General features: G+C 73.5%; 22 protein-coding genes, 1 tRNA gene and 1 pseudogene. 7 read left to right on the top strand and 17 right to left on the bottom strand.

Going from position 1 to position 25270, the window contains the following annotated elements:
- Window position 1: 1 nt before the first annotated feature.
- The 6 genes from HS048_RS31070 to HS048_RS31045 form a co-directional block, all read right to left on the bottom strand.
- Entirely contained in the window at window positions 2–373 is a 372-nt protein-coding gene (locus HS048_RS31070; RefSeq protein ID WP_068903339.1) for a hypothetical protein, read from the bottom strand.
- A gap of 28 nt (window positions 374–401) precedes the next feature.
- Window positions 402–800 carry a roadblock/LC7 domain-containing protein gene (locus HS048_RS31065; RefSeq protein WP_084009027.1) on the bottom strand — a complete coding sequence of 133 codons (399 nt, stop codon included), beginning with the start codon at window positions 798–800 and terminating at the stop codon, window positions 402–404.
- 64 nt (window positions 801–864) lie between these two features.
- Window positions 865–1875: a DUF4388 domain-containing protein gene (locus HS048_RS31060; RefSeq protein WP_196469637.1), complete on the bottom strand. Its 1011-nt coding sequence runs from the start codon at window positions 1873–1875 to the stop codon at window positions 865–867.
- A gap of 3 nt (window positions 1876–1878) precedes the next feature.
- Window positions 1879–2259 (bottom strand): hypothetical protein, encoded by a 381-nt coding sequence (locus HS048_RS31055; RefSeq protein WP_084009003.1) that lies wholly within the window; start codon window positions 2257–2259, stop codon window positions 1879–1881.
- 152 nt (window positions 2260–2411) lie between these two features.
- Window positions 2412–3626: a DUF4032 domain-containing protein gene (locus tag HS048_RS31050; protein WP_196469636.1), complete on the bottom strand. Its 1215-nt coding sequence runs from the start codon at window positions 3624–3626 to the stop codon at window positions 2412–2414.
- Between the two features lie 2 nt (window positions 3627–3628).
- Window positions 3629–4279, bottom strand: coding sequence for a class II aldolase/adducin family protein (locus HS048_RS31045; protein WP_196469635.1), 651 nt, complete (start codon window positions 4277–4279; stop codon window positions 3629–3631).
- A 151-nt stretch (window positions 4280–4430) separates the two neighbouring features.
- Between HS048_RS31045 and HS048_RS31040 the strand changes: the two genes are divergently transcribed.
- On the top strand, window positions 4431–4724 hold the full coding sequence (locus tag HS048_RS31040; RefSeq protein ID WP_068903344.1) for a 4a-hydroxytetrahydrobiopterin dehydratase: 294 nt from the start codon (window positions 4431–4433) through the stop codon (window positions 4722–4724).
- A 205-nt stretch (window positions 4725–4929) separates the two neighbouring features.
- A complete protein-coding gene (locus HS048_RS31035) occupies window positions 4930–5505 on the top strand; it encodes a superoxide dismutase family protein (RefSeq protein WP_196469634.1) in 576 nt (191 codons plus the stop codon).
- Between the two features lie 69 nt (window positions 5506–5574).
- Here the strand turns inward: HS048_RS31035 and HS048_RS31030 are convergent, their stop codons facing one another.
- On the bottom strand, window positions 5575–7035 hold the full coding sequence (locus tag HS048_RS31030; protein WP_196469633.1) for a serine hydrolase: 1461 nt from the start codon (window positions 7033–7035) through the stop codon (window positions 5575–5577).
- Between HS048_RS31030 and HS048_RS39000 the strand changes: the two are divergent.
- Window positions 7034–8956: pseudogene (locus tag HS048_RS39000) on the top strand (sensor histidine kinase); the annotation flags it as partial. The gene HS048_RS31030 and the pseudogene HS048_RS39000 sit on opposite strands and share 2 nt — an antisense overlap.
- A 201-nt stretch (window positions 8957–9157) precedes the next feature.
- Here HS048_RS39000 and HS048_RS37760 read toward each other — a convergent pair.
- On the bottom strand, window positions 9158–10006 hold the full coding sequence (locus tag HS048_RS37760; protein WP_230882386.1) for a spermidine synthase: 849 nt from the start codon (window positions 10004–10006) through the stop codon (window positions 9158–9160).
- 59 nt (window positions 10007–10065) lie between these two features.
- Between HS048_RS37760 and HS048_RS31020 the strand changes: the two genes are divergently transcribed.
- Window positions 10066–11628, top strand: a complete 1563-nt coding sequence (locus tag HS048_RS31020) for a penicillin-binding transpeptidase domain-containing protein (RefSeq protein WP_196469631.1) — start codon at window positions 10066–10068, stop codon at window positions 11626–11628.
- Window positions 11629–11688: 60 nt separating this feature from the next.
- Window positions 11689–12363 (top strand): hemolysin III family protein, encoded by a 675-nt coding sequence (locus tag HS048_RS31015; protein ID WP_196469630.1) that lies wholly within the window; start codon window positions 11689–11691, stop codon window positions 12361–12363.
- Here the strand turns inward: HS048_RS31015 and HS048_RS31010 are convergent.
- Window positions 12348–13583: a HAMP domain-containing sensor histidine kinase gene (locus tag HS048_RS31010; protein WP_196469629.1), complete on the bottom strand. Its 1236-nt coding sequence runs from the start codon at window positions 13581–13583 to the stop codon at window positions 12348–12350. The two genes, HS048_RS31015 and HS048_RS31010, sit on opposite strands and share 16 nt — an antisense overlap.
- Before the next feature lie 357 nt (window positions 13584–13940).
- On the opposite strand from HS048_RS31010, the gene HS048_RS31005 reads away from it, so the two are divergent.
- Window positions 13941–14321, top strand: coding sequence for a PPOX class F420-dependent oxidoreductase (locus HS048_RS31005; protein WP_196469628.1), 381 nt, complete (start codon window positions 13941–13943; stop codon window positions 14319–14321).
- 119 nt (window positions 14322–14440) lie between these two features.
- Here HS048_RS31005 and HS048_RS31000 read toward each other — a convergent pair whose 3' ends face one another.
- The gene (locus HS048_RS31000; protein ID WP_196469627.1) at window positions 14441–15640 is read right to left on the bottom strand and encodes a M20 family metallopeptidase; all 1200 of its coding nucleotides are present in this window, start codon (window positions 15638–15640) and stop codon (window positions 14441–14443) included.
- Between the two features lie 214 nt (window positions 15641–15854).
- Between HS048_RS31000 and lat the strand changes: the two genes are divergently transcribed.
- Window positions 15855–17138 carry an L-lysine 6-transaminase gene (lat, locus tag HS048_RS30995; RefSeq protein WP_191893699.1) on the top strand — a complete coding sequence of 428 codons (1284 nt, stop codon included), beginning with the start codon at window positions 15855–15857 and terminating at the stop codon, window positions 17136–17138.
- A gap of 77 nt (window positions 17139–17215) precedes the next feature.
- On the opposite strand, the gene HS048_RS30990 is transcribed toward lat, so the two are convergent.
- From HS048_RS30990 to HS048_RS30960, 7 genes are all read right to left on the bottom strand, one after another.
- Window positions 17216–17494 carry a helix-turn-helix transcriptional regulator gene (locus HS048_RS30990; RefSeq protein ID WP_068903357.1) on the bottom strand — a complete coding sequence of 93 codons (279 nt, stop codon included), beginning with the start codon at window positions 17492–17494 and terminating at the stop codon, window positions 17216–17218.
- A gap of 159 nt (window positions 17495–17653) precedes the next feature.
- Window positions 17654–17729: transfer RNA gene (locus tag HS048_RS30985), tRNA-His, on the bottom strand.
- A gap of 255 nt (window positions 17730–17984) precedes the next feature.
- Complete coding sequence (gene orn / locus HS048_RS30980) at window positions 17985–18596, bottom strand: oligoribonuclease (RefSeq protein WP_196469626.1); 612 nt, start codon at window positions 18594–18596, stop codon at window positions 17985–17987.
- Between the two features lie 24 nt (window positions 18597–18620).
- On the bottom strand, window positions 18621–19991 hold the full coding sequence (locus HS048_RS30975; protein WP_196469625.1) for a DUF2510 domain-containing protein: 1371 nt from the start codon (window positions 19989–19991) through the stop codon (window positions 18621–18623).
- A gap of 58 nt (window positions 19992–20049) precedes the next feature.
- A complete protein-coding gene (locus HS048_RS30970; RefSeq protein WP_196469624.1) occupies window positions 20050–21450 on the bottom strand; it encodes a hypothetical protein in 1401 nt (466 codons plus the stop codon).
- Between the two features lie 130 nt (window positions 21451–21580).
- Window positions 21581–23122: a serine/threonine-protein kinase gene (locus HS048_RS30965; RefSeq protein WP_196469623.1), complete on the bottom strand. Its 1542-nt coding sequence runs from the start codon at window positions 23120–23122 to the stop codon at window positions 21581–21583.
- A gap of 121 nt (window positions 23123–23243) precedes the next feature.
- Window positions 23244–25241: a serine/threonine-protein kinase gene (locus HS048_RS30960; RefSeq protein WP_196469622.1), complete on the bottom strand. Its 1998-nt coding sequence runs from the start codon at window positions 25239–25241 to the stop codon at window positions 23244–23246.
- Window positions 25242–25270: the final 29 nt, after the last annotated feature.

Below are 25270 nucleotides of genomic sequence, written 5' to 3'. Positions count from 1 at the left end.
TTCAGACTTCGAGCTTCTCCTCGATGCCGCGCAGGGTGTGCCGGGCCAGCGCCAGGTTGGCGCGGCCGCGGTCGAGCGCGAGGTAGAGGAAGAGGCCCTTGCCGCCCCGGCCGGTGATCGGCCGGATGATGTGGTACTGGTCGGTGAGGGTGATGAGGATGTCCTCGATGGTGGCCTTGAGGCCCAGCGACTCCATCGTCCGCAGCTTGGCCTTGACGACCTCGGTGTTGCCCGCCGCCGCGACCTGGAGGTCGAGGTCCTTGGAACCCCCGAGCGCGCCCAGGGCCATCCCGCTGTTGTAGTCCACGACCACCGCGCCGACGGCGCCGTCGATCGCCATCATCTCCTTGAGGGACACGTCCATGCTGGCCATTGGTCTCTCCGATCACTGAGTTGTCGAGTCACTGTGTTGTCGAAGGTCTGGTCGTTGCCGACATGCGTTCGCCGATGGCGGCCAGGTTCGCCGCCGTCCTGCGGCCCTCCAGTCGCAGCAGCCCGAGGTTGGTGCCCGGGCGGGCCGTGACCGCGAGGACGATCTTGGGGCCGGCGGCGTAGAAGGCCGCGTAGCCGTTGGTACCGGAGATCAGGGTCTCCTCCAGGGCGCCCTTGCCGATGAGGCCGGTCATCCGGCGGCTGAGGGCCAGCAGGGCGGAGGAGAGCGCGCCGGTCTGCTCGACGCTGCCGGCCATGTCACCGGCGATCACCAGGCCGTCCACGCTGCACGCGACGCTGCCGTCCACGTCGGGCATGCGCCGGCGCAGCAGGACCATCTCCCGGTACACCTCGTCACGCAGTTCCACGGGCATCCTCCTTCCGATCAGCTTCAGCGTCCGCAGCCTCAGGGTCAGCGGCACGAGACCGACCTCATGCGAGCGCCTCCAATGCGTTCCTCAGCCGGATGAGCAGGTTCACGTCGGTGGGGTCCCCCGTGGCGGCGGGGAGCCACTCCGGGGACGGCCGGGGCCGGACCGCTTCGGCCCCGGCCTCCGGGGCGGTCCCGTCCTGCGGGGCGGTCCCGGCGCGGGCGGCGCCGCCGGCCCGCCGGGGGAGGACCCCGGACGGAGCGGACGCCCCGGGTGCCGGAGCCTGGGGTGGCGGGCCGGACGGGACGCGGGACCGGGTCTCCGGAGGCGCCCCGGCCGGCGCCTCCGGAGACGTCTTCGGGGATGTCCTCGGCGGGGCCTCCGGCGGTTCGGCGGGAGGGGCCTCCGGCGGCGGCTCCGGCCGGCGCAGCAGCCCCGCCGCGCCGAGCTGCCGTACGGCCAGCAGTACCGAGTAGGCGGGACGGCCCAGCTTGCGGGCCAGGTCGGCGGGGGTCGCGGAGGAGTCCGCGCCGACCAGGACCTCCCACTGGAGGGAGGTGAGCATGACCTGCTGGGCGGGGATGCGCGCCAGCGGGACGACGGGAAGGGTGTCCAGCTCGGCGGATGGCCAGGCCTGGTCCAACTGTGCCCTCCTTCGCCCGTGCTCCCGGAGCAGTCCGGTCACGTCGAAATACCACTGGGGTCCGAGCCAGTGCCGGTCCTCCGGGCGGAACCGCATCCGGACGCCGGTGGCGTCGAACAGGAAGAACGCGGCGTCGAGCACCGCGCCCAGCACGCAGAACTCCAGCTCGCCCCGGGTGAGCAGGCCCCGGTCGACCAGCAGGCCGCCGCCCGGCCGCTGCTCCGACGCGGCCTGCCTGGCCTGCCGTACGGCGTGCGCGGAGATCCGGCCGCCGGCGACGAGCAGGTCCTCGGCCCGGGGGCAGCAGGCGCTCTCGGCGTAGGTGACCCGGCCGCCGGTGAGGTAGAACACCCCGGCCTTCCCCAGGCGCAGGGCGCCGGTCGCCCGGTCGTCGGCGAGTCCGCGCAGGACGCTCTCGGCGGTCGGCATGGCTCACGTCGTTATGAGCCGGCCGGAAAGCGCCTGGAGCCGGTGGCGGGCCAGGGCCAGATTCGAACGGCCGGGATCGAGTCGGACATATATCACCAATGGGCCATCGAAAACTGTTTCCAGGGGTTTCAGTAAATGATGCCCATCGTCCGCGGTAATGATCATTTCATTGACGCGGACCGTGCCGGTGGGGGAGGTCGCGGCGAGTCCGTCCAGAGTCGCCTGGAGGGTCCCGCTGAGGCCGGCCGCGGACTTCTCCGCGTCCAGGTGGCGGCTGCCGCCGCCGGTCGCCACGGCCATCCCGCTGGTCTGGTCGATCAGGATCGCGTCCAGCGCGCCGGGGATGGCCATCACCTCGGTCAGGCACTCTTCGATTCCGAGCACTCGAACTCCCTCGCCGACGGCTGCGGAAAACGTCGCCCGGCCAGAGTAGGGAATTCCCGAGGGGGTTATGTGTCCTATTAAAAATGGAGATGTGGGGAGGAGGAAGTTTCATCCACCGGGTAGAAGGAAGTGCACTCCGTGTGCAACACCGTCTACTGATCTTCGGAGATAAGTGCCTTCTCGTCCGGCTTGAAAATAAGAATGTTCTTCACATAAGACTGCACGGCGGTCTGCAGCCCGACGTCGGCCCCCGCCTCCTGGGACATGTACCAGCGGTGGTCGAGCACCTCGTGGAAGAGCTGGGCGGGCTCCAGCTTGCGCCGCATCTCCTCCGGGACGGCCTCGACCGTCGGCTGGAACACCTCGGCCAGCCAGCGGTGGGCCACGATCGCCTCGTCCTCGTGGCGCAGGCCGTACGAGACGCGGAAGGAGTCGAGGTCGTTGAGCAGCCGCCGGGCCTGGTTCTCCTCCACGTCCAGGCCGGTGAGGCGGAGCAGCCTGCGCTGGTGGTGGCCGGCGTCCACGACCTTGGGCCGGACGATCAACCGGCCGGTGCCCGCCTTGCGGCGGACCATCATCTCGGCGACGTCGAAGCCGAGGGAGTTCAGCCGGCGGATCCGCTGGTCGATCATGTGCCAGTCGACCTCCTCGATGATCTCGTCGGAGGTGAGCTCGCCCCAGAGCGCGTGGTAGCGCGAGCAGACCGAGTCGGCCACCTCCTCCGGGTCGATGGAGGGGTGGAGCAGGCCGCCGGCCTCCAGGTCGAGCATCTCGCCGTAGAGGTTGGTGTGCGCGACGTCGATGTCGTGCCGGCGCTGCCCCTCGCTGATCATCGGGTGGAGCTCGCCGGTCTCGGCGTCGACCAGGTAGGCGGCGAAGGAGCCCGCGTCCCTGCGGAACAGCACGTTCGACAGCGAGCAGTCGCCCCAGTAGAAGCCGTTCAGGTGGAGCCGGACGAGCAGGACCGCCAGGGCGTCCAGGAGCCGGTTGAGGGTGTCGGGCCGGATGGTCCCCGACATGACGGCCCGGTAGGGCAGGGAGAACTGCAGGTGCTGGGTGATCAGCGCGGAGTCCAGCGGCTCGCCGTCGGCGCCGGTCCGGCCGGTGACGTACGCCACCGGCTCCACCGCGGGGGTGTCCAGCCGGTGCAGGTCCCACAGCAGGCGGTACTCCCGCTTGGCGTAGTGCTCGCTGATCTCCTTGATCGCGTATACCCGGCCGGAGAGCCGGGCGAAGCGCACCACGTGCCGGGAGATGCCGCGCGGCAGCGAGACCAGGCGGTGCTCCGGCCACTTCTCCAGGGGCACGTCCCAGGGCAGGCGGAGCAGGTCCGGGTCGCTGGGGGAGCCGGTCAGCTGGAGGGGCATCGTCAGTCCTCGCGGGTGGGGAACGTCGGGGGGTTGAAGGCGCGGTGGGCCACGGCCGCGAGCTGTTCGCCGGTGAGCACCCGGGGCTCGCCGACCGCCCTGGCGCGGACGTAGACCTCGCAGAGCCACTCCAGCAGCCGGGTCGCCTCGAAGGCGCCCGCCAGGTCGTCGCCGAGGGTGACGCCGCCGTGGGAGGCCAGCAGCGCAGCCCTCCTGCCGCCCTCCAGGGCGGCGCGGACGTTCGCGGCCAGTTCCGGGGTGCCGTAGGTGGCGTACTCGGCGACCCGGACCGGTCCGCCGAGCAGGAGCACGGTGTAGTGGATCGGCGGCAGCTCCGTCATGGTGGCGGCGACCACGGCGCCGAAGACGGAGTGGGTGTGCACCACGGCCCCGGCGTCGCCGCTCGCGTAGACCGCCAGGTGCATCGGCGTCTCGGAGGAGGGCTGCAGCGCGCCGTCGACCAGGTGGCCCGCCACGTCGACGACCGGGCAGGCCTCGGGCTCCAGCCGGTCCAGGGGGACCCCGCTCGGCGTGACCGCGACCAGGTCCCCGACGCGCACGCTCAGGTTGCCGGCGGTCCCGACGACCAGTCCGGTCTCGGCGGCCCGGCGGCCGTACTCGCACAGCAGACGGCGTTGGTCGGCCAGCAGCATGACCATAAACGTAGGGCTTTCCGGTAATAAGGGGCAAACCGCAACTTGCTCCGTCATGCGGAAGGCGCGCCCGCGACGCGACGGCCTCCTGGGCCCGGGAACGGGCGTGGCGTGATTCGGCGTCCCGCCTCCGATGTGATCTCCTGGAGCGATGGACCTGCTTGACGACTCCGCCGTGCAGCGGCGGCTGGCCGAGGTGCCCGAGTGGCGGCGCGAGGGCGACGAGATCCGCCGGAAGGTGACCGCCCCCGACTTCCCGACCGCGATCCGCATCGTCGACGAGATCGCGGTCGAGGCCGAGAAGATGAACCACCACCCCGACATCGACATCCGCTGGCGCACCCTGCACCTGGCCCTGACCACCCACGACGCCGGCGGCCTGACCGAGAACGACTTCGCACTGGCCGCCCGCATCGACGGGATCGCCGCCGCCCACGGGGCCTGACGGCCGTCCGGCCCTCCCGGCCGTCCGCTCCTCCCGGTGCTGCGGTGCCCGCCGTGCGATGTGGGCCCGCCGTACGGCGTGAGCGTGCCGTACGGCGTGAGCGCGCCGGGAGAGGAGTGGGAGCTCCATCAGGCGAACACCCTGCGTGCCCGGATGGTCACTCGTTAGAGTGGGGCGTCCTTCCCGCCGGGCCGAGGAGATGCCGATGCGCCGCCTGCCGTGGATTCTCACCGCCGTCACCCTGCTCGCCGCGGCGTGCGGCGGGCAGGGCGACCCGGAGGGCAGGGCCCGGCCGGCCGTGCACGACGTGACCCCGGGGGGGACCGTGCTCTCCGGCGGCGGCACGTTCGGCGCGCCCGCCCCGCGGGCCACCGCGATCGCCTACGACAGGGCGCTGGTGCCGCCCGGGGCGTGGGCCCGCGTGACGGCGGAGTCCGGGGCGGTGCTGTCCACGGCGAAGGTCGAGGTCCGCGGCTTCCTGCCCGGCCGGACGTACGGCGTGCACCTGCACGTGAACCCGTGCGGCGCCGACCCCGACGACGCCGGGCCGCACTACCGCGACGGCCACCACTCCCACGCCAGCGCCGCCAGCGAGGTCTGGCTCGACTTCACCACCGACCGGCGGGGCGCGGCCACCGCGACGGCGAAGCAGGACTGGGCGTTCGCCCCGGGCCGGCCGCCCCGCTCGCTGGTCGTCCACGCCGAGCCGACCAGGACGGCCGGGGCCGACGCGGGCTCCGCCGGACCCCGGGTCGCCTGCGTCACGCTCGCGGCGAGCTGAGACGGGCACCGGTTCGCGCCTTCCTCGGGGGAGGGCACGAACCGGTGCCACAGGCGCCCGCCGTCCGGGTCAGCCCTTGGCGAGCAGCGCGAACGCGCCACGGCTGAGCGAGATGAGCTCGGGGGCGACCTTGGCCTCGTCGAGCGGCTTCCTGCGGTCGTTCGCCAGCGGGACGACGACGTAGGTCCGCCCGGCGGCCGTGCGGGCGGCGTAGGCCAGGTCGAACACACCGAGTTCGGAGCCGCCCTTGGCCCAGACGACGGGCCACTTCGCGGGGTCCAGCCCGATCCCGATGTCGCTGGCCGAGAGCGCCCCGTGCAGCGGCTCGCTGTACAGCTTCGCCAGCCCGCTGAAGGCGCGGCACACGTCCTTCGGCGAGCCGAACCACTCCAGCGTGTGGATCTCGCGGGGCGCCGTCCACACCTTGATGTCGGTGAGCTTCAGCCCGGCGACGACGTTCTCCAGGTACGCGCGCCTGCCCCGGGCGTCCCGCGCGAGGTAGGCCCTGGCGTGCTTCGGATAGTCGACGCCCTTGAGCAGGAACGACTCCTTGGTGGTCAGGAAGGGGATGTTGCCCTTCGGGTGGCCGGACCACTGGCGCACCTTGGCCTCGACGGCCTTGCGGCCGACGGTGTGGATGAGCATGTCGGTGGCGGTGTTGTCGCTGATCGAGATCATCAGCTCGGCCGCCTCGCGGACCGTGACGGTGCTGTTGTCCGGCCGTTCGAACAGGCCGCCCTCGCTCGGGCTCTTCCACTCCGGCCTGATGGTGAGCTCGGTGTCCCAGCTCAGCTTCCCGTCCCGGATCTTCTCGGCCACCGCGCCGAGCACGTAGAGCTTGAAGATCGAGCCCAGCGGCCGGGCCTTGCCCGCGGCCAGGCCGTGCACGGTCTGGCACCGGCCCCGGGAGTCGATCTCCGCGGCGAGGAAGCCCACCTCGGGGGCGGCCTTGCGCAGCCGGGCGTCGAGCTCGGCCCAGCTCTTCGGGGCGGCCGGGATCGGCGGCTGCGGGGCCCCCACCCCGAGTCTGTCGATCTTCCCCTCCGCGTTCACCCGGAGCTGGACCGTGACCTCCTCCTTGCCGATCCTCCCCGTCCCTGTCAGCGCGGTGGGCGTGACCTCGGTGAGCTTCTCCAGCGTGAGCCCGCGCACGTCCGCGAGGAAGGCGTTGAACTTCTCGACGGTCAGCTCCGCCAGGAAGGCGGCCTCGACGTGCTCGGCCAGCTCGCTCCCGGAGAGCGGCGCCCGGTCCGGCGCGCCCAGGAACCAGCGGAGCTGCCGGCCGGCCGGGCTGTCGGGGATCTCCGGGGCGGCGGTGACCGCGGAGGCGGTGACCTGAGCGGCGTGAGTGATCTGGGCGGCCTGAGCGGCGTGAGTGATCTGGATGGCCTGAGCGGCGCGAGTGACCTGAGCGGCCTGCGTGACCGGCGCGGCCTGCGCCGCCTGCCCGCCGGTGAGCGCGATCACCGGGACGGCCGCGGCGGCCAGGGCCGCCGCCAGGAGGCGGGTCGGTCGGGACAGCGGTCGCATGGGGACTCCTCGTCGTCGTGGTGCCGGCCGCCCCTCCGGCGGCCTCGGTCCGAACCTAGGGAGCGGCACGGCGGCGCAGTACCCGGCAGGCCCCCGTCCTCCGGGGTGCGGCAAACTGCACCCGGTGTGCGGACAACCTCATGGACGGCGGGCCCGGTGGCGGGCCACGCTGCGTTCCATGGCATCCACCAGGGCCCGTCTCCTCTCCGGCGCGGCGGCCGGCGCGGCCTCGGCCGGGATCGTCGCGGGCGCGGTCATGGAGACCGGCCTGCCCGTCCCGTTCACCGAGTGGGTGTTCATCGCGGCGTGCCTGTCGCTGCCCGCCCTCGGCCTGCTCATCGCGCGGCGCCGCCCGGACAACGTGTACGGCTGGCTGCTGCTGGCCACCGCCGGCTGCCTGGGGCTCGGGGCGTCCGGATACGGCCTCCTGCTGCGCGGAGGCCCGGGACCGGCGGTCGCCGCCGGCGTCCTGATGCTCTCGTTCTTCCCCCTCTTCTACGGTCTGAGCTGGGTCTTCATCCCGCTGCTCTTCCCCGACGGGCGGCTGCCCTCGCGGCGCTGGCGGGCGGGTGCCCGGATCGCCGCGGCGGTGATCGCCGTCTACTGGCTGGGCATCTTGCTGAGCCCGGACGAGGTCTACGCGCCCTTCTTCTCCGGGGGCAACCCGTTCGGCCTCGGCGGGACGGCCGGCCTGGTCGCCGGGGCCGCGGGCGGGCTGGGGCAGCTGGCGACCTTCCTGGCCGCGCTCGCGGTGCTGGCCTCACTCGTCCTGCGCTGCCTGCGGAGCCCGGCGGCCGAGCGCCGCCCGCTGCGCTGGATGATCGCCGGGACGGTCGCCAACCTCGGCGGGTACGTCCTGACGGGGCTCTTCGCCGAGAAGGGCCAGGAGGCCGCGGGCTGGTTCGGCGCCCTCACCATCATGGCCGCCATGCCCGCCGTGATCGCGGCGGCGGTGTTCCGGCACAACCTGCTCGACGTCCGGGTGGGGATCCGGGGGTCGCGGCTCTTCCTCGTCTTCGACCTGCGGCCCACGGTGGACGAGCTGCTGACCGAGATCGGTCCGGGACTGGAGGACGCCGACCCGGTCGAGCAGCTCGAACGGCTGGCGGGAGCCGTACGGGCCGGGCTGGAGGTCCGGTGGGCGGCCGTCGCGCTGGCCGACGGCACGCGGGTGGTCGCGGGGGAGGAGGACGGCGAGGCGGTGCTCACCGTGCCGGCCGGGCTGGGGCACATCGCCTGCGGCCCGAAGACCGCCGGGCCCGTCACGGCCGAGGACCGGCGACTGCTGGGGGCGCTGGCCGTACCGGTCGGGCTGGCGATCCGGAGCGCGGCGCTGGCCGCCCGGCTGGTCGACGCCGAGGAGGCGGGGCGGCGGCGGATCGAACGGGACATCCACGATGGCGCGCAGCAGCAGCTCGTCGCGCTCATCGCGGGCCTGGAGCTGGCCAGGGCCACCGGCGGGGAGCCCGAGCTGCTGGCGCTGCTGCGGGAGCAGGCGCGCCAGGCCCTTGCCGACCTGCGGGAGCTGGCGGCGGGCATCCACCCGTCCGCGCTGAGCCAGGGTGGGCTGGCCGAGGCGGTCGAGGAGCGCTGCTCGCGCCTGCCGGTGGCGACCACCGTGACCGCCGCCCCCGAACTGCGGGCCCGACGCTTCCCCGACCAGGTCGAGGGCGCGATGTACTTCACGGTGAGCGAGGCGGTGGCCAACGCGCTCAAGCACGCCGACGCCACCCGGATCGAGGTACGGCTGGCGCACGCCGCGGGGCGGCTCCAGGCCGTGGTGGCCGACGACGGGAGGGGCTTCGACCCGGCGGTGACCGGCCGGCGGGGGCTCGGGCCGCTGGCCGACCGGCTGCGGGCGCTCGGCGGGAGCCTGGAGGTGTCCAGCGCGCCGGGGGAGGGGACCCGGGTGCGAGCCTGGGTGCCGGTGCCGGTGCCGGTGCCGGTGCCGGTGCCGGTGCCGGTGCCGGTGTCCCGTTCTGTGCCTGAGGCCGGGCCTGTCCCCAGGCCCGGACCTGGGGACAGGCCCGGGCACGGATCCGGGGCGGGGCCCGCGCTCGGGCCGCTCGGACCCGGGGACAGGCCCGGGCCGCTCGGACCCGGGGACAGGACCGGACCGCCGTCAGCCGAAGACGGCGGGCGGGGGGACGGGGACGACCACGGAGTCGCCGTCGTTCAGCGGCGGGGCCCCGGCGACGAAGCGGGACAGCTCCTCCCCGTGCAGGCAGCGGGCCTGGGTGAGGCCGCCCGCGGCCCGGCGGGTCAGCCCGGCCAGGGGGAGGGCCGCGGGTGAGGCGGCGGCGATGAGGTTGCCGAACCGGCGGCCGCGCAGCACGCCGGGTTCGGCCAGCATCGCCACGTGGCGGAAGGTCCCGCCGATCGTCGCGAGCACCCGCCGGGCGAAGGCCAGTCCCTTGCCGTCGGCGATGTTGACCAGCAGCGTCCCGGACGGGCGCAGCACGCGGGCCACCTCGCCCATGTACTCGGAGGTGGCCAGGTCGAGCGGCATCATGGCGCCGCTGAAGGCGTCGAGCACGAGCAGGTCGGCCGAGCCGTCGGCGAGCCCGGCGGTGGCGCTGCGGCCGTCGAGGATCTTCACCTTGAGCCGGGGCACGGACTTCAGGCGGAGCTGGTCGCGGACGAGCTGGACCAGGCCGCCGTCGGGCTCGGCGACGATCTGCCGGGATCCCGGGCGGGTCGCCGCGACGTAGCGGGGCAGGGTGCAGGCGCAGCCGCCGACGTGCACGGCGTCCAGCGGCCCCTCGTCCAGCAGGTCGATCACCAGGGCCATCAGCTGGACGTACTCGAAGTCGAGGTAGGTGGGGTCGTCCAGGTCGACGTAGGACTGGGGGACGCCGCCGGAGGAGACGACCCAGCCCGAGGGCCTGTCGAGGTCGCGCAGCAGGTCGACCTCCCCGAAGGTCACCGGGTAACGGCCCGGCATCGGCCCCTGTGCTTCCCGCCTGGACATCCCTTTGATCCTCTTTCCTCTGATATACACCGGGTGGAGACTCTTCTGGGAGAAACCGTATGCGCACCCGGCCGCTCCTCGCTCTCGTCACCGTCGTGCTCGTCATCATCTGCGGGGGTGTCTACGCGCTCACGCGGCCCCTGCCGTCCGCCGGGAGCGAGGAGCGGCGCCCGGCGAGCGCGGAGGAGGTGGCCAGGTCCTATCTGGCGGCCTGGGAGGGCGGCGACCTGGCCGCGATGGAACGGCTCGCGGGCGGCGCCCCGGCGGACCTCGTCGAGCGGCACCGGGCCTTCGCCGAGGAACTGGGCGTCGAGTCGCTGACCGTCACCCCGGGGGCGATCAGGCTCCGGGGCGACCGGGCGGCCGAGCTGCCGTTCGAGGGGGTCCGCGAGGTCGAGGACCTCGGCGAGTGGCCGTTCGCCTCGACGCTGAGGCTCGCCCGCGAGGACGGGGAGTGGAAGGTGGCCTGGGCGCCGGAGACCCTCCACCCGGCGCTCGCCGGCGGCGGGCGGCTGCGGATCAGGGAGATCCCGGCGCCGCAGGCCCGGCTGGTCACCTCCTCCGGCGCCCGCTTCCCGCGCGACAGCGGGGCGGAGGACTACCTCGCGGAGCTGCGGGATGGCCTGCTCGGCGAGGCCGCCGAGGAGGGTGAGGAGGACGGGGAGGCCGCGGGTCTCGTGCTGGAGGCGGTCGAGCCGGGCGGCGGCGTCCGGCGGCTCCTGGGGTCCGAGCCGCCGCCCGCCGAGGACGTGCGCACCACGTTCTCCCGCCGGGTCCAGGCGGCGGCGGCCCGGGCGCTGGACGGCGTCGGCCGCCCCGCCGCGATCGTCGCGGTCGAGTCCGGCACCGGCGAGGTCCTCGCGGTCGCCGACCGGCTGGGCGGCCGGAAGGCGTTCCTCGGCCTGTATCCGCCGGGCTCGACCTTCAAGGTGGTCACCGGCGCCGCGCTGCTGTCGGCCGGGCTCACCCCGGATTCGCCGGTGTCCTGCCCGGACTCCTACTCGCCCCCGGGCGGGTACCCGTTCCGCAACGCCTCGTCCGTCACCGCGCTCGGCGAGACCACGCTGACCCGCGCCTTCGCCGTCTCCTGCAACACCGCCTTCGCCGAGCGGGCGGTGACCGGCCTGCAGGACGGCGGCCTGGTGCGGGCCGCCGAGCTGTTCGGGTTCAACCGGCCCCTTCCCGGGGTCCCGGGCCGGTGCGGCTCGATCCGGGCGCACACGACAGGCGACGAGCTGGCCGCCGACTCCTTCGGGCAGAACTCGGTGGAGGCCAGCCCGCTGTGCATGGCACTGGCCGCCGCCGCGGTGGAGAGCGGGCACTGGCACTCCCCGACCATGACGCGGCGGCGGGGTGAGGAGGAGGACCGCCCGCTCCCGCCGGGCGTCGCCGAGGGGCTGCGCACGATGATGCGGGCGGTGGTGACGGAAGGGAGCGCCTCGGGCGTGCCGCTCCCGGAGGGCACGGCGGGCAAGACGGGCACCGCCGAGGCGGCCACCGGGGAGCACGCCTGGTTCGTCGGCTACCGGGACGGGGTGGCCTTCGCGGTGTTCGTGGAGAACGGCGGGAGCGGGGCGGGGACGGCCCTGCCCGTCGCGGCCCGTTTCCTGCGGGCCCTGTAGGGGAGGAGATGTAGGGCGGATCACAACCTACGTAGGCGTAACTTACGATACCGTAGGTTCATGACCACGACCGCTTCTGAGAAGACGTCGCTCCCGGAGTCGATCAAGCCGCGGCTCCGCGGATGGCTGCACGCCGGGGCGCTGCCCGTCACGCTCGTCGCCGGTTTCGTCCTGGTGGCACTGGGGCCGACCCTGCAGGCGCGGCTCGCCGCCGTGATCTACGCGATCACCTCGGGCCTGCTGTTCGGCATCTCGGCGACGTACCACCGCGGCACGCTCTCACCGCGCCTGGAAGAGGTGTTGCGCCGGCTCGACCACGCCAACATCTATCTGATCATCGCGGGCACCTACACCCCGTTCGCGCTGCTCGCGCTGGACGGCTCCGCCCGCGTGGTGGTCCTGTCCGTGGTCTGGGCCGGCGCGATCGCGGGCGTGCTGTTCCGGGTGCTGTGGACCCGCGCGCCCCGCTGGCTGTCCACGGCCCTCTACATCGCCCTCGGCTGGACGGCCGTCTTCGTGCTGCCCCAGCTCGCGGAGGGCGCGGGCGTGGCCGCGGTGGCGCTGATCTTCGTCGGCGGCGTCCTCTACACCGCCGGCGGCGTCGTGTACGGCCTGCGCCGACCCGACCCCTCGCCCCGCTGGTTCGGGTTCCACGAGGTCTTCCATGCCTTCACCCTCGCCGCCTACCTGGTGCAGTACATCGCGGTCTCCCTGGTGGTCTACGGGGCGTCCTGAGCCGTGCGGGGTGTGGGGACGGGAAGGGTGAGGGTGACGTGGATGCCTCCGTGCTCCTCGTTCTCCATCCGCGCGGCGCCCCCGTGCCACCGGACGATCTTCGAGGTGACGGCCAGGCCGATGCCCAGACCGGCGATGGCCTGCTCCTCGGCGTTCGAGGCGCGGTAGAAGTCCTCGAAGACGTGCTCCAGGTCCTCCATCCCGACGGCGATCCCGGTGTCGCGGATCTCCAGCGTGGGCACGGGGTCGCGGCTGACGGCGACGTCGATGGAGCCGCCGGGCGGGGTGAACTTGATCGCGTTGCCCAGCACGTGCCGCAGGGCGTGCTCCAGCCGCTCGGCGTCGACCCGCACCTGCGCCCCGGCGGGAGCGTGCAGGCGCAGGGAGTGCTCCCTGTCCTCGGCCTCCCGGGAGACGGCGTCGACCGCGCGCCGGGCGATGTCGGCCAGGTCCGCCCGCGCCGGGGTGAACGCGGCGGTCCCGGCGTTGAGGCTGGCCAGCAGCAGCAACTCGTCCAGCAGGTCCATCAGGTGCGTGGTGTTGCGCTCGACGACCTGCAGGAACCTGTCCCGGGTGCGCTCGTCCAGTCCTTCGTCCTCCTCCAGCAGGTGCAGGTAGCTGCGGATCGAGGTCATCGGGGTGCGCAGCTCGTGGTTGATCGTGCGCAGGAACTGCGCCTTGAGCTCCTGCACCTCGCGCAGGCTCCGGGTGACCCGCTCCGACTCCCGGGCGTGGCCCCGCAACTCCAGCAGCATGGTGGCGTTGGCCGCCAGGACGCGCAGGACCTGGTGCTGCTCGGGCGTCAACTGGCGCGGCCGGTGGTCGAACAGGCAGACGGTGCCGAGAGCATGGCCCCGGCTGCTGAGCATCGGCACGCCGACGTAGTAGCGCACGTGCGGTTCGCCGGCGACCAGGGGGTCCTCCTGGAAGCGCGGGTCGGTCAGCGCGTCGGTCACCTCCAGCAGCTCTCGTTCGAAGACGGTGTACGGGCAGAACCCGCTGTCACGGTCCACGCCGCTCAGCGCGATGCCCGCACGGCCCTTGAAGTACTGCCGCTCCCCGCCCACCAGGTTGACCAGCGCGATGGGGACCCCGCAGATGCGCGCGGCCAGCGTGGCGATGGCCTGGAGCTCGGGCTCGAGGGCGGGGTTCAGCACCTGCAGGTCGTCCATCTCCCGCAGCCGCTCGGCCTCGTCGGCCGGTATCGGTGTCTTCGGCATCCGCAACGCGTCCAAAGTCTTCCGGCGACTCGCTTCGAGGTCGTCCGTTCCGAGTCGTGCTGGTCTGTGCTCGTCGGCGCTCATCCGTGCCCGAGCATCCGTACCCACCTGTCCATGCCCAGGTCGCGCCGGGTCTACCGGCGGGGAACGCCGTCTCGATGTGCGCGGGCTCGGCCGGCGGCGTGAACAGGGCGCCGAGCCGGTTCACCGTCTCGGGGACGATCCGGTAGTGGACCCGCGTGCCGCGCCGCTCGCAGTCGATCAGCCCCGCCGTACGGAGGACCTTCAGTCGGCCGGGGCGTGGCCGGGGCGTGTCCGCGGGGCGGTACGGCGCCGCCGCGGCCTAGGATTCCGGCCATGACGAGCATCCGGGAGCTGGCCGCCGAGCCGTACGTCTCCGTGACGACCTACCGCAGGAACGGCGCGGCGGTCGCCACGCCGGTCTGGGCGGCTCCCGACGGTGAGGCCCTGGTGATCTGGACGCCGGTCTCGGCGGGCAAGGTCAAGCGGATCCGCAACAACCCGGAGGTCGTGGTCAGGGCGTGCGACGTGCGGGGGAACGCGCGGGGCGAAGAGGTCGGGGGCCGGGCGGAGATCATGTCCGCCGAGGAGACCGAGCGGGTGCGAGATCTGCTGACGCGGAAGTACGGTCTGCAGGCCCGGCTGGTCATCCTCGGCAGCAGGCTCCGCAGGGGTGGCGCGGGCACCGTGGGCATCCGTATCACCCCCGCCGGCTGAGCCGCGCCCGTCCGGCTCCGTGCCCGGCCTGCCGCGTTCCGGAGCGGAGAGAGGCCTTCCGGGCCCGGCAGGCCTTCCGGCGGCGGGTCCGCACATCCCGGCAGGCCCTCCGGCGGCGGTCAGCCCGCGGCCAGGCCGAGGCGGCGGGCGGCGAGCTCGGCGTAGAGGGCGGCGCCGTCGGTCAGGACCCCGTCGTCGAAGCGGGCCTCGGGGGAGTGGTTGTAGGCGGCCCTGCGCGGGTCGAGGTCGGGCGGGCACGCGCCGAGGGCCACGAACGCCGACGGGATCCGGTCGCACACGTAGGAGAAGTCCTCCGCGCCGGTGAACGGCTGCGGCGCCCGGACGAACCGCTCCTCGCCGTAGACCTCGCGGACGGTCTCGCCGACGAAGTCGGCCTCGGCACGGTCGTTGACCGTGACCGGGTAGCCCATCTCGAAGTCGGTCTCCACCTCGAGCCCGTGCGCCGCGGCGATGCCTCCGACGAGGGCGACCGCCCGCTCCCGGACCCGCTCGTGGGAGGCGGCGGAGAACGACCGGATCGTCGCCTCGAACCTGGCCTCCTCGGGGATCACGTTGTCGACCGTGCCCGCGTGGAAGGAGCCGACGGTGACCACCACCGGGTCGAACACGTCGAAGCCCCGCGTCACCATCGACTGGAGCGCCAGGACCATCTCGCACGCGGCGGGGATCGGGTCCCTGGCCAGGTGCGGTGCCGAGCCGTGCCCTCCGGCGCCGCGCACGGTCACGACGAGCCGGTCGGCGGCCGCCATGATCGGCCCGGTCCTGGTGAGGAAGAGGCCGTTCGGGAGCACCGAGCTGATCACGTGCAGGGCGTAGGCGGCGACCGGCCACTCGCCGGACGCGTCGAGCACGCCCTCATCGATCATGATCTTCGCGCCCCGGTGCCCCTCCTCGCCCGGCTGGAACATGAAGACCACGTTCCCGGCGAGCCGGTCGCGCCGGGCCGAGAGCAGGTGGGCGGCCCCGGCGAGCATGGTGGTGTGCAGGTCGTGGCCGCAGGCGTGCATCCGCCCGTCCAGCCGGGAGACCTCCTCCGCACTGCCGCGCTCGGAGACCGGCAGGGCGTCCATGTCGCCGCGGAGCAGCACGGTGGGGCCGGGCCGGTCGCCCCGGAGGACCGCGGTGACCGAGCTCAGCCCCTCGCCGAGCCGTACCTCCAGGGGGAGGCCCGACAGCGCGGTCAGCACCTTCTCCTGGGTCCGGGGCAGGTCGAGGCCGAGCTCGGGCTCCCGGTGCAGGTCGTGGCGGAGACGGACCAGTTCGTCCCGCATGTCGGCGGCGGATTCGCGAAGGGACACCGGGCACTCCTCCTGGACGGACGGGCTCTCCGAGGGAACCATAACCCGGCGCCCCGGGCGGAGGTGAGGTCCTCCCCGCCGGGGTCGCGGAGGTCGCCGGTGTCACTGGACGGTCACCGCATAATCTTCACAAATATCAGGGATATTACGTAATATCTTCAAGTAAGAGGATCAACGCGGGGGAATCATCTGTCCAGCTCACCGTGGAGGGGACATGGACGTGCACGGCCGCCTCGCTCGCCACCTGCTCGTGGACGGTTACCGGCTGGTTCTCGATCTCGAACGGAGCCGCGGATCCCGGCTCGTCGACGCCCGGACCGGCCGCTCCTACCTGGACTTCTACACCTTCTTCGCGTCCGCGCCGCTCGGCGTGAACCCGTTCGGCGACGATCCGGAGTTCCTCGCGCTGCTCGGCCGGGTCGCCGCGAACAAACCCGCCAACTCCGACCTCTACACCGCCCACCTCGCCGACTTCGCCGAGACCTTCACCCGCGTGCTCGGCGATCCCGAGCTGCCCCACCTGTTCTTCGTCGAGGGCGGCGCGCTGGCCGTGGAGAACGCGCTGAAGTGCGCCTTCGACTGGAAGTCGCGGCACAACGAGGCGAACGGCCGGCCCGCCGGACTCGGCACGAAGGTGCTCCACCTCACCCGGGCCTTCCACGGCCGCAGCGGCTACACCCTCTCGCTGACCAACACCGACCCGGTCAAGACCGACCGGTTCCCGACGTTCGGCTGGCCCCGCATCGACGTGCCCGCCGTCCACTTCGGCGACGTCGAGGCCGCCGAGGAGCGGGCGCTGGCGCAGGCGCGGGCCGCGTTCGAACGGCACCCGCACGACATCGCCTGCTTCATCGCCGAGCCGATCCAGGGCGAGGGCGGCGACAACCACATGCGCGCCGAGTTCCTCCAGGCGATGGAACGGCTCTGCCACGCCCACGACGCGCTGTTCGTCCTGGACGAGGTGCAGACCGGGGGCGGCACCACCGGCACCCCCTGGGCCTACCAGCAGCTCGGCCTGCGCCCCGACGTGGTCGCCTTCGCCAAGAAGGTCCAGGTCGGCGGGGTGATGGCGGGCCGCAGGGTGGACCTCGTGCCGGACAACGTGTTCCGGGTCAGCGGCCGGATCAACTCCACCTGGGGCGGCGGGCTGGTGGACATGGTCCGCTCCCGCCGCATCCTGGAGATCGTCGAGCGTGACGGCCTGATCCCGCGGGCCGGAGAGCTGGGAGAGGAACTCCTGGCGATGCTCCTGAAGATCCAGGCGAAGTTCCCCGAGCGGGTCGGGAACGCCCGGGGACGGGGCCTGATGTGCGCCTTCGACCTGCCCTCGGGAGCGGACCGGGACCGGGCGGTGGCCCGTCTGCGGGAGGACGAGGGGGTGCTCGTGCTGCCCTGCGGCGAGCGGTCGGTACGGCTCCGCCCCGCTCTCTCGGTGACCAGGGAGGAACTCCAGGAGGGCGCGGCCGCCATCGCCCGGGTCCTGGACCCGGTCCGCTAGCCGCCCGCCTCGGCCCGTCGGTACGGCCCCCGCCCTCCACCCGGGCGGCCCGGTCCGTCTCCGGAGCGGCGGCGAGGCTACCGGGGCGGGTCCTCTCCGGGTTCACGGCGGGACGGCGCGCCGGGAGCCTTCCGTCCCCGCCAGAGGCCGATCGCGGTCACCCGCGAGTCCGCGCCGAGCTTGGCGTAGATCCGGTTCACGTGGTTCTTGACGGTCTTCTCGCTGAGGAACAGGTGACGGGCGATCTGGCCGTTGGAGTGACCGTCCGCGATCAGCTCCATGACCTCGGCCTCGCGCCTGCTCAAGCCCGTCACGACTCCGGGTTCGGCGTTGAACCTTGCATCGTCGACTCTCATCCCGCCTCCGCGGAAGCAACACGGTCAGGTCGCCGAGGCCCCCGGTCTTACGGCGCAGCAGTAGCAGCGAGCATAACCCGTGATGTCCCTCTTTGGTGGGGAAGTTGAATCCTTGGGGGAAATGCAGAACGGCCGGTCCCGAAGGACCGGCCGTTCACCTGGGGTGAGCGAGGGGACTTGAACCCCCGGCATCCAGGACCACAACCTGGCGCTCTGCCAACTGAGCTACGCCCACCATGTCCGTCGCCTCGCGGCGGCAGCACATGAAAAGTGTAGCGGTCTTTGGGAGTCGTCACGCACCCTGTTTTGCGGCGGCGCTGCGCGTCGCGGCTCGGGGGCCGGTAACCGCCGTCTTCCCTCGTCGCGTGCTCGCTTCGCTGCGCGCGCTCCTCAGTCCAGACGACGGAGCCCCCTCGCGGGCTGCGCGCGCTCCTCAGTCCAGACGACGGAGCCCCCTCGCGGGTTTCACGGCGACGCTGCGCGCCGCGGCTCAGGTGGAGGCGGAGGGCGGGGTGGAGACGCTCTCGGCGAGTTCGCGGGCGGTGGCGGAGTCGGGCCCGGGCTGGGGCACGAAGACCGCCGCGCGGTAGTAGCGGAGCTCGCGGATGCTCTCGACGATGTCGGCCAGCGCCCGATGGCCGCCCTGCTTCTCCGGGGAGGCGAAGTAGACCCGCGGGTACCACCGCCGGGCGAGCTCCTTCACCGAGGAGACGTCGATCATCCGGTAGTGCAGGAAGGCGTCCACCAGGGGCATGTCCCGCGCGATGAAGGATCTGTCCGTGGCGATGGAGTTGCCGCACAGCGGTGCCTTCTTCGGCTCCGGCACGTGGCCCTTGATGTAGTCGAGGACGAGCGCCTCGGCCTCGGCCAGCGTGACACCCCCGCCCAGCACGTCCAGCAGGCCCGAGGCGGTGTGCATCTCCCGCACCACCTCCGACATCTGCTCCAGCGACTCGGGCGGGGGCTTGATGACCACGTCGACGCCCTCGTCCAGCTGGTTGAGCTCGCCGTCGGTGACCACGCAGGCCACCTCGACGAGGGCGTCACGGCCGAGGTCGAGCCCGGTCATCTCACAGTCGATCCAGACCAGCAGGTCACTCATAACCTTCAGCGTAGTGCCCCCGGGTCAGGAGAGTTCGAGCGACTTGAGCAGCCGGTCGGTCACCGAGGTGTCGAGGTTGTCCGGGATGGACATGTACAGCAGCGCGGGGCGCTTGCCCTCCCCCCGGTCCACGAGCACGAGGGTGGCCCGCTCCTTCTTCCACTTCCACCCGTTCTTCTCCGAGAGCTCGGTGAAGTCCAGGTCGAACGAGACCAGCCAGGCGTCCCTGCCGCTGACCTTGATGGCCTTGCGATCGACGGGCTCGCGCCGGTGCTCGGGGCTGTAGAAGATCGGCTCCAGCCCCAGCATGATCTGCGCCGTGACGGAGTCCATGCTCTTCGGCCCGTCGTAGGCGTACCGGGCGGGAAGTTCCGCGCTGTAAATGGTGCCGAGCCAACTGTGGCCCTGGCCGTCGTAGTTCTCGTGGGACGTGGTCTCCACCGCGCTGGTCCAGGTGAAGCCGAGCGCACCCGAGGGGTTTCCGGTGGGCACCTGCCACTTGTCGCCGGGGAACTCGTAGGACAGACCGGTCACAGGGTCGGTGATGCGCCCGTTCTCCGGCTGGGGCATGTCACCGGAAGGACTCTCCTGGGTCGGCGAGGGCTCGGGCGTCGACTCGGGAGTGGGCTCCTGCGTCACGGTCGGCACGGGCGGGGGGGTGAAGCCGCTCGCGGCCGGCCTGCCGTCCGCATCGATCAGGAACATGGCGGCGACCACGACCCCGATGATCAGGACGACCACCCCGCCGCCGCCGAGGATCCAGGGCCACGGGCTCTTCCCGCCCGGCTGCGGTCCGGGAGGCGCGCCGTAAGGCCCGCCGGGCCCGCCGTAGGGTCCGGCCGCCGGAGCGGCGGGTCCTCCGCCGTAGGGTGCGGCGGGTCCCCCGTAGGGCCCGGCCGGGGCGGGTGCGCCGTACGATCCGGCGGGAGCGGGTGCGCCGTACGGTCCGGCGGGAGCGGGTGCGCCGTACGGTCCGGCGGGAGCGGGTGCGCCGTACGGTCCGGTGGGAGGGGGTCCCCCGTAGGGCCCGGCCGGGGCGGGTGCGCCATAGGGTGCGGCGGGCGCCGGTCCTCCGTACGGTGCGGCGGGCGCCGCGCCCTCCTGCTCCGCGGGGGGCATCCGGAGGGTGGCATCGGGGGCGGAGCTCCACTGGGGCTGCTCCATCTGAACCGTCATGCCGCTCTGCGCCGCCCCTTCCGGGGACGGACCCGCCGGGTGTCCCTGGGCTCCCGGCTGTCCCTGACGGGGTCCCTGCGGCGCCGAGAGCCCGGCCTGCCCGGCGGGCGGCGAGTCGAGCGGGTGCGTGGCGTCGGTCCACTGGCTGCCGTCCCACCACCGCAGCTGCGGTGAACCGTAGGGATCGGGGTACCAGCCGGCGGGGGTCTGCGTGGTCATAGTGGTCAGAGTAGTAAGAATCCGGTATGCAGTGCATTGTGGACCTTGGGATGCTCCGTCAGCATCTGTAGGTGATGCTCGCCTTGTCGGAGATCTTCGAACCGTCCGGAACCGGCGAGACGACCTCCAGGGTGGCCGTTCCCCTGAAGCTCCCCTTGCCCTTCACACGCCAGTGCATGGGAACCACGTATTCGGTCTTCCCGGCCGCCACCCGCTGGGCCTGCTCGATCGGCTCGTCCTTCTTGTCGCTCTGCCTCCACCGGTAGCGGACCTCTCCCGGGGAGCCGTTCGTGGTGAGCACGCCCCGGACGGTGATGGTCTCGCCGCACCGCTGCGTCTGCTTCGGCGCCCGCACCTCCACCCCGGTCACCGCCAGGGGAACGGACGGGCCCCGCAGCAGCCAGACCACCACCGCTCCCGCGACCATCAGCGCGAGGACCGCCGCGGAGAGCGCCGTACGGTATCGCCGGGCGGAGGGCCGGGACGGCCGGGGCGCCCGCTCCCCGCCGGAGCCGAGCACGGTGGCCTGTCCGCTCTTTCCCTCCCGCCAGATCTGCGCGGCGGCCGTCTCCGCCGGCACTCCGGGACCGAACCGCACGGCGGCTCCGGTACGGCCGCCACCCTCCGGAACCTGGAGCAGCGTGACGGCCTCCTCCTCGTCCCGGCCGGCCTGGAGCGGGGCCGGAGCCGGAGCCGGATGCGCCGCCCGGGTGGGCTCGTCGTGCACGGACCACCGGTGCGCGGTCTCCGTCAGCCGGTCGCGGGCGGGGAACCCCGAGGGGAGCAGGTCACGACCGGTGAGCAGGGCGTCGCGGGCCGCCGCGAGGCCGTGGGTGGTGGCGGTCACCGCGACCCGCTCGAACAATCCGGCCGCCCGGGGGGCGTCCACGGCCCAGTTCGCCGCCAGACCGCGGGCGAGCGAGGCCCAGGCCGCGACGTCCCTGTCCGGGACGGAGGGCCGCCCGTGCAGGGCGTCGGCCAGGCCGCGCTCGGCCAGCAGCACCGATCCGCCCGGGGCGATCACCACGGTGCCGGGATGCACCGCGCCGTGGGCCAGCCCCGCGGTGTGGACGGCCAGCAGCGTCTGTGCGGTCTCCGCCAGTACGGTGGCCGCCTCGCTCGCGCCGGGCCGCGGACCGCCGGGCGGCCGGGTCAGCAGATCGGTCACGGTCGGACTGACCGGTTCCCCGGTGAGCAGCCAGATCTCGTCCCGCGCGGTGATCAGATCGGTGACCGGGACCAGCCCCGTCAGACCGTCCTGGAGGAGCCTGCGGTCGGCGACCACGGCCGCGACCAGCCGGTCCCGTGCCGCCGGGTCGGTGAACGGCCGGGCGTCGAACCTGAGCGCGCTCGCCGGCCGGCCGCCCGGGGCCACCGCCGAGTACCACGTCCCCAGTTCGCCGATCCACGTCCGGCCGGTCAGCCGGTGTCCGGCGAGTTCCATCTGCCCGTCGCTCAAGATCGTTTCCGTTCCGCCGTCGTCTCCGATGCAGTCCCGTTCTCCCACCGCCCCCCATCAGTGTGGACGGAACGCACGGCACCCGTCACCGGTTCCGGGACGGGTGCCGTGCGACGGGGCACGGGGAAGGTCAGCGCGGCGTCTCTAGCACGACGGGCGAGGCGGTGACCGGGGCGGAACCGCCCTCGCTGGGCGTCGGCTCCGAAGAGGCCGGGGGCGGGGTGGAGGGGGCGGAGGTCCGGGGCGGCGCGGTCGTCGCCGGTGGCGGCGGCGCGGACCGCGTCCGCGTCGGTCTGTCGGCGGAGACGGATTCCGGTCCGCCGGGCTCGGAGCCCTCGTCCTGCTCCTCCTCGGCGGGGGCGGCCGGTCTCGTCGTCGCCGGTGCGGGCTTCCTGGTGGGCGTCACGGAGGGGGTGCGGCTGGGTGCGGCCGAGGAGGGGGCGGCGGGGGCGGTGCTGGGCGCGGCCGACGGAGGAGCGGTGGTCCCGGCCGGGGTGGGGGTCGGCGTCGCCTCGGGCCCGTCCTCCGGTTCCTCCGGCTCCGCCGGCTCCTCGGGCTCCTCCTCCGGGGACTCGACGGGGTCGGACGGGGAGTCGCTCGGAGCGGTGACCGAGCTCTGCGACTGCAGCACGGGGTCGTCTCCGGAACCGACCAGCACGACGGCCACCCCGGTGATCACCGCGATGCACGCGACGCCGATCGCGATCTTGACGCCCAGTCTGCCGAGCAGGGACTCGTCACCGCCGCCGAGGTCGGTCTCCGCCAGGGAGGTGCCGGTCTCCGGGGTCTCCGGCTGGTCGGGGAACAGGCTCGCCAGCAGCCCCGCGAGCCCGGACAGGCGCCGGCGCCCGCGCTCCTGCCAGTCCGGCCCGTAGGCGTCGACGGCGACCGCCTCCAGCTCGGTGACGAAGGCGGCGGCGGTCGGCGGCCGGTCGGCGGGGTTCTTGGCCAGGCCGCGTTCCACCAGCCCCTGCAGGGCGGGCGGGACCTCGTCCACGGGAGGCTCGAGGGTCTGGTGCTGCCGGGCCAGTGCGGCGACGGTCTGCGCGCGGAAGGGCCGGGCGCCCGTCAGGCACTCGAAGAACACCACGGTGGCGGCGTAGACGTCGGTGGCGGGCGAGGCGGGCGCGCCGCCCCACTGCTCGGGCGCCATGTACGGCGGCGTTCCCGCGGGCGCGCCGCCGTCGCCGGTGGGGAGCGCGATGCCGAAGTCGACCAGCTTGCTCGTCCCGCCGGCGTCGACCATGACGTTCTCGGGCTTGAAGTCGCGGTGCACGATCCCCGCCCGGTGCGCGGCGGCGAGGCCCAGCAGCGAGCCCCTGAGCACCACGAGCGCGGCCTCGGGACCGGTCGGTCCCTCGGAGCGGAGGATGGCGCGCAGGGACACGCCGTCCACGAGCTCCATGACGATGGCCGCGCCCTCGCTGGTCTCCACGTAGTCGTACAGCCGGACGGCGTGCGAGCCGTTCAGCCGGTGGAGCAGCCGTGCCTCGTGCCGGAAGCGCGCGGCGAAGCCCGCGTCGCCGCGGAGCTCGTCGGACAGATACTTGATCGCGACCAGCGTGCCCTCGGCGTCGTGCCGGGCCATCACCACGCGCCCGGCGGCGCCGGCGCCCAGCTCGCGGATCTCCGTGTAACCAGGGACACGCCAAGCCGATGGCATGCCGTACATAACGGTCTCCTCCGTTGCCGGGACCCCCACCCGTAAAAGAACGGACCGTAGCTTAGCCATCAAACAGCGCGCTGCGCTGATAAATCACGAATTCATCTCATAAGAGTGGAGTGACCGGCGGTCATCCGATCCGGTCGGGCCCCGTCCCGGCCTCCGTGGACGGCGCGGTGCTCTTCGTGCGGGGCGGGACCGTCCGGGCCGGCGCGGGCGGCTTAGGCGACGGCTTCCGGGTCGTGGGCGCCTTGAGCGTCGGCTTCACCGTGATCCGGACCGTGGGCTTCACCGTGGCCTTGGCCGTCTGCTTCTGCGTGGTCCCGGGCGTCGTGCGGTCAGCCGTGGGCGTCGTGCGGTCGGTGGTGGGCCGCCGCGTCGGGGTGGGTTCGGCGGTCGGGGTGGGCCGGGCGCACGGGGCGGTCCTGCCGCTCGCGCTGTCGGAACGCCCCGACGGCAGCCCGGTCGCCACGACGCTCCATCCCGACCCGCAGGGCACCTTCGGGAAGGAGAACCTGACCGTCCGGGTGTAGTCCGTCGCCCCGGCCAGGGCCACCGTCGTCTGCTGGACGCTCCGGCCCACCCGGAAGGCGACGCGCAGCCGCACCTGCCGGGTGTTCGCGGCGCCCACGGTGACCGAGGCGACGGCCGCGCCCCTGGCGTCGAGTGCGGCCCGCGCCACGTCCACCCGCCGGACCAGCGGCCTCGGAGCCGCGGTGGGCGTGGCGGTCGGGGTCGGCGTGGGTGTGAGGGTCGGCGTGGGCGTGGGCGTGGCGGTCGGGGTCGGGGTCGGGGTCGGGGTCGGGTTGAGAGTGGCGGTGGCGGTGGGACCCGGGGCCGGCGCGGTCGTGGGAGCGGTCGTGGGGCCGCCGGCGGGGGCGGTGGCCGCGGGCGGGCTCGACGGTCCGGCGGAGGACGGCTCCCCGGTCCCGGGCGGTGTCGTCAGGCCGGGTGGTGTCGCGGGCTCTCCAGAAGGGCTCCCGGGGGCGGTCGGGGCGCCGGAGGTGGGGGGAGGGGAGAGGCTCTCCGGGCCGGGTGAACCCGGAGCGCCGGACGGCGGCGCGGCGGCCACGACGTCGATCCGCTGCGGTTCCGGAGCCCGGTCGGCGGCCAGCACGTAGACGCTGACGCCGCCGGCGGCCAGGACCAGCCCGGCACCGACCGCGACCCCCGCCGACCTGCCGCGCAACGCGCCCAGCACGGTGCGGAACAGCGTGCTCTGGAACAGGGCGGTCCCGCCCTCCGAGCCGGGCGCGCGGAGCCGGAACAGCAGCGGGAGCAGCGCCGCCAGGGCGGCCAGCCGAGACCGTCCCCGCTCCTCCCAGTCGGGTCCGTACGCCGCCGTCGCCACGGCCTCCAGTTCGGCCACGAACCCCGCGGAGGAGACCGGCCGGTCACACGGGTCCTTGGCCATGCCCCGGGCGACCAGGTCCCGGACGGGCCCGGGCACCTCCTCCACCGGGATCGGCGCGTGCGCGTGCTGGTGCATCAGCACGGCCCGGTCACCCGCCCGGTACGGCCGGCGCCCGGTCAGGCACTCGAAGAACACCACGGTGGCGGCGTAGACGTCGGTGGCGGGCGAGGCGGGCGCGCCGGTCCACTGCTCGGGCGCCATGTACGGCGGCGTTCCCGCGGGAGCGTCCGCCTGCCCGGCGCGCACGGCGATGCCGAAGTCCACCAGCTTGCTGGCGCCGTCCGCCTGGACGAGGACGTTCTCCGGCTTGTAGTCCCGGTGCACCAAGCCGCTCCCGTGCGCCGCGGCCAGTCCCAGCAGCGAGCCCTTGAGCACGACGAGGGCGGCCTCGGGGCCGGTCGCGCCGTGCTCGCGCAGCAGCTCGCGCAGGGAGACCGCGTCGACGGCCTCCATCACGATCGCGGCGTTCCCGGCCTCCTCGACGTACTCGTAGAGCCGGGTCACGTTGGGGTCGGCCAGCTCCACCAGGAGCCGCGCCTCGTCGCGGAACCGGGCGAGGAAGCCGGGGTCGTCCCGGAGGGACTCCGACAGGTACTTGATCGCGACGTGCACGCCCGACTCGTCGTGCCGGGCGAGCACCACCCGGCCTCCACCGCCCGCGCCGAGCTCGCGCAGCTCGGTGTAGCCGGGCACGCTCCATCCGCCGGCGGCCATGACGCTCTCCAGTGGGTTCGGGGTGAGGC

Origin of the sequence: Planomonospora sp. ID91781 (assembly GCF_015711595.1) — a bacterium.
In the GTDB taxonomy this organism is placed as follows: Bacteria; Actinomycetota; Actinomycetes; order Streptosporangiales; family Streptosporangiaceae; genus Planomonospora; species Planomonospora parontospora.
Note: the sequence above shows the minus strand (reverse complement) of the source record. Positions and strands in the feature narration are given on the sequence as shown.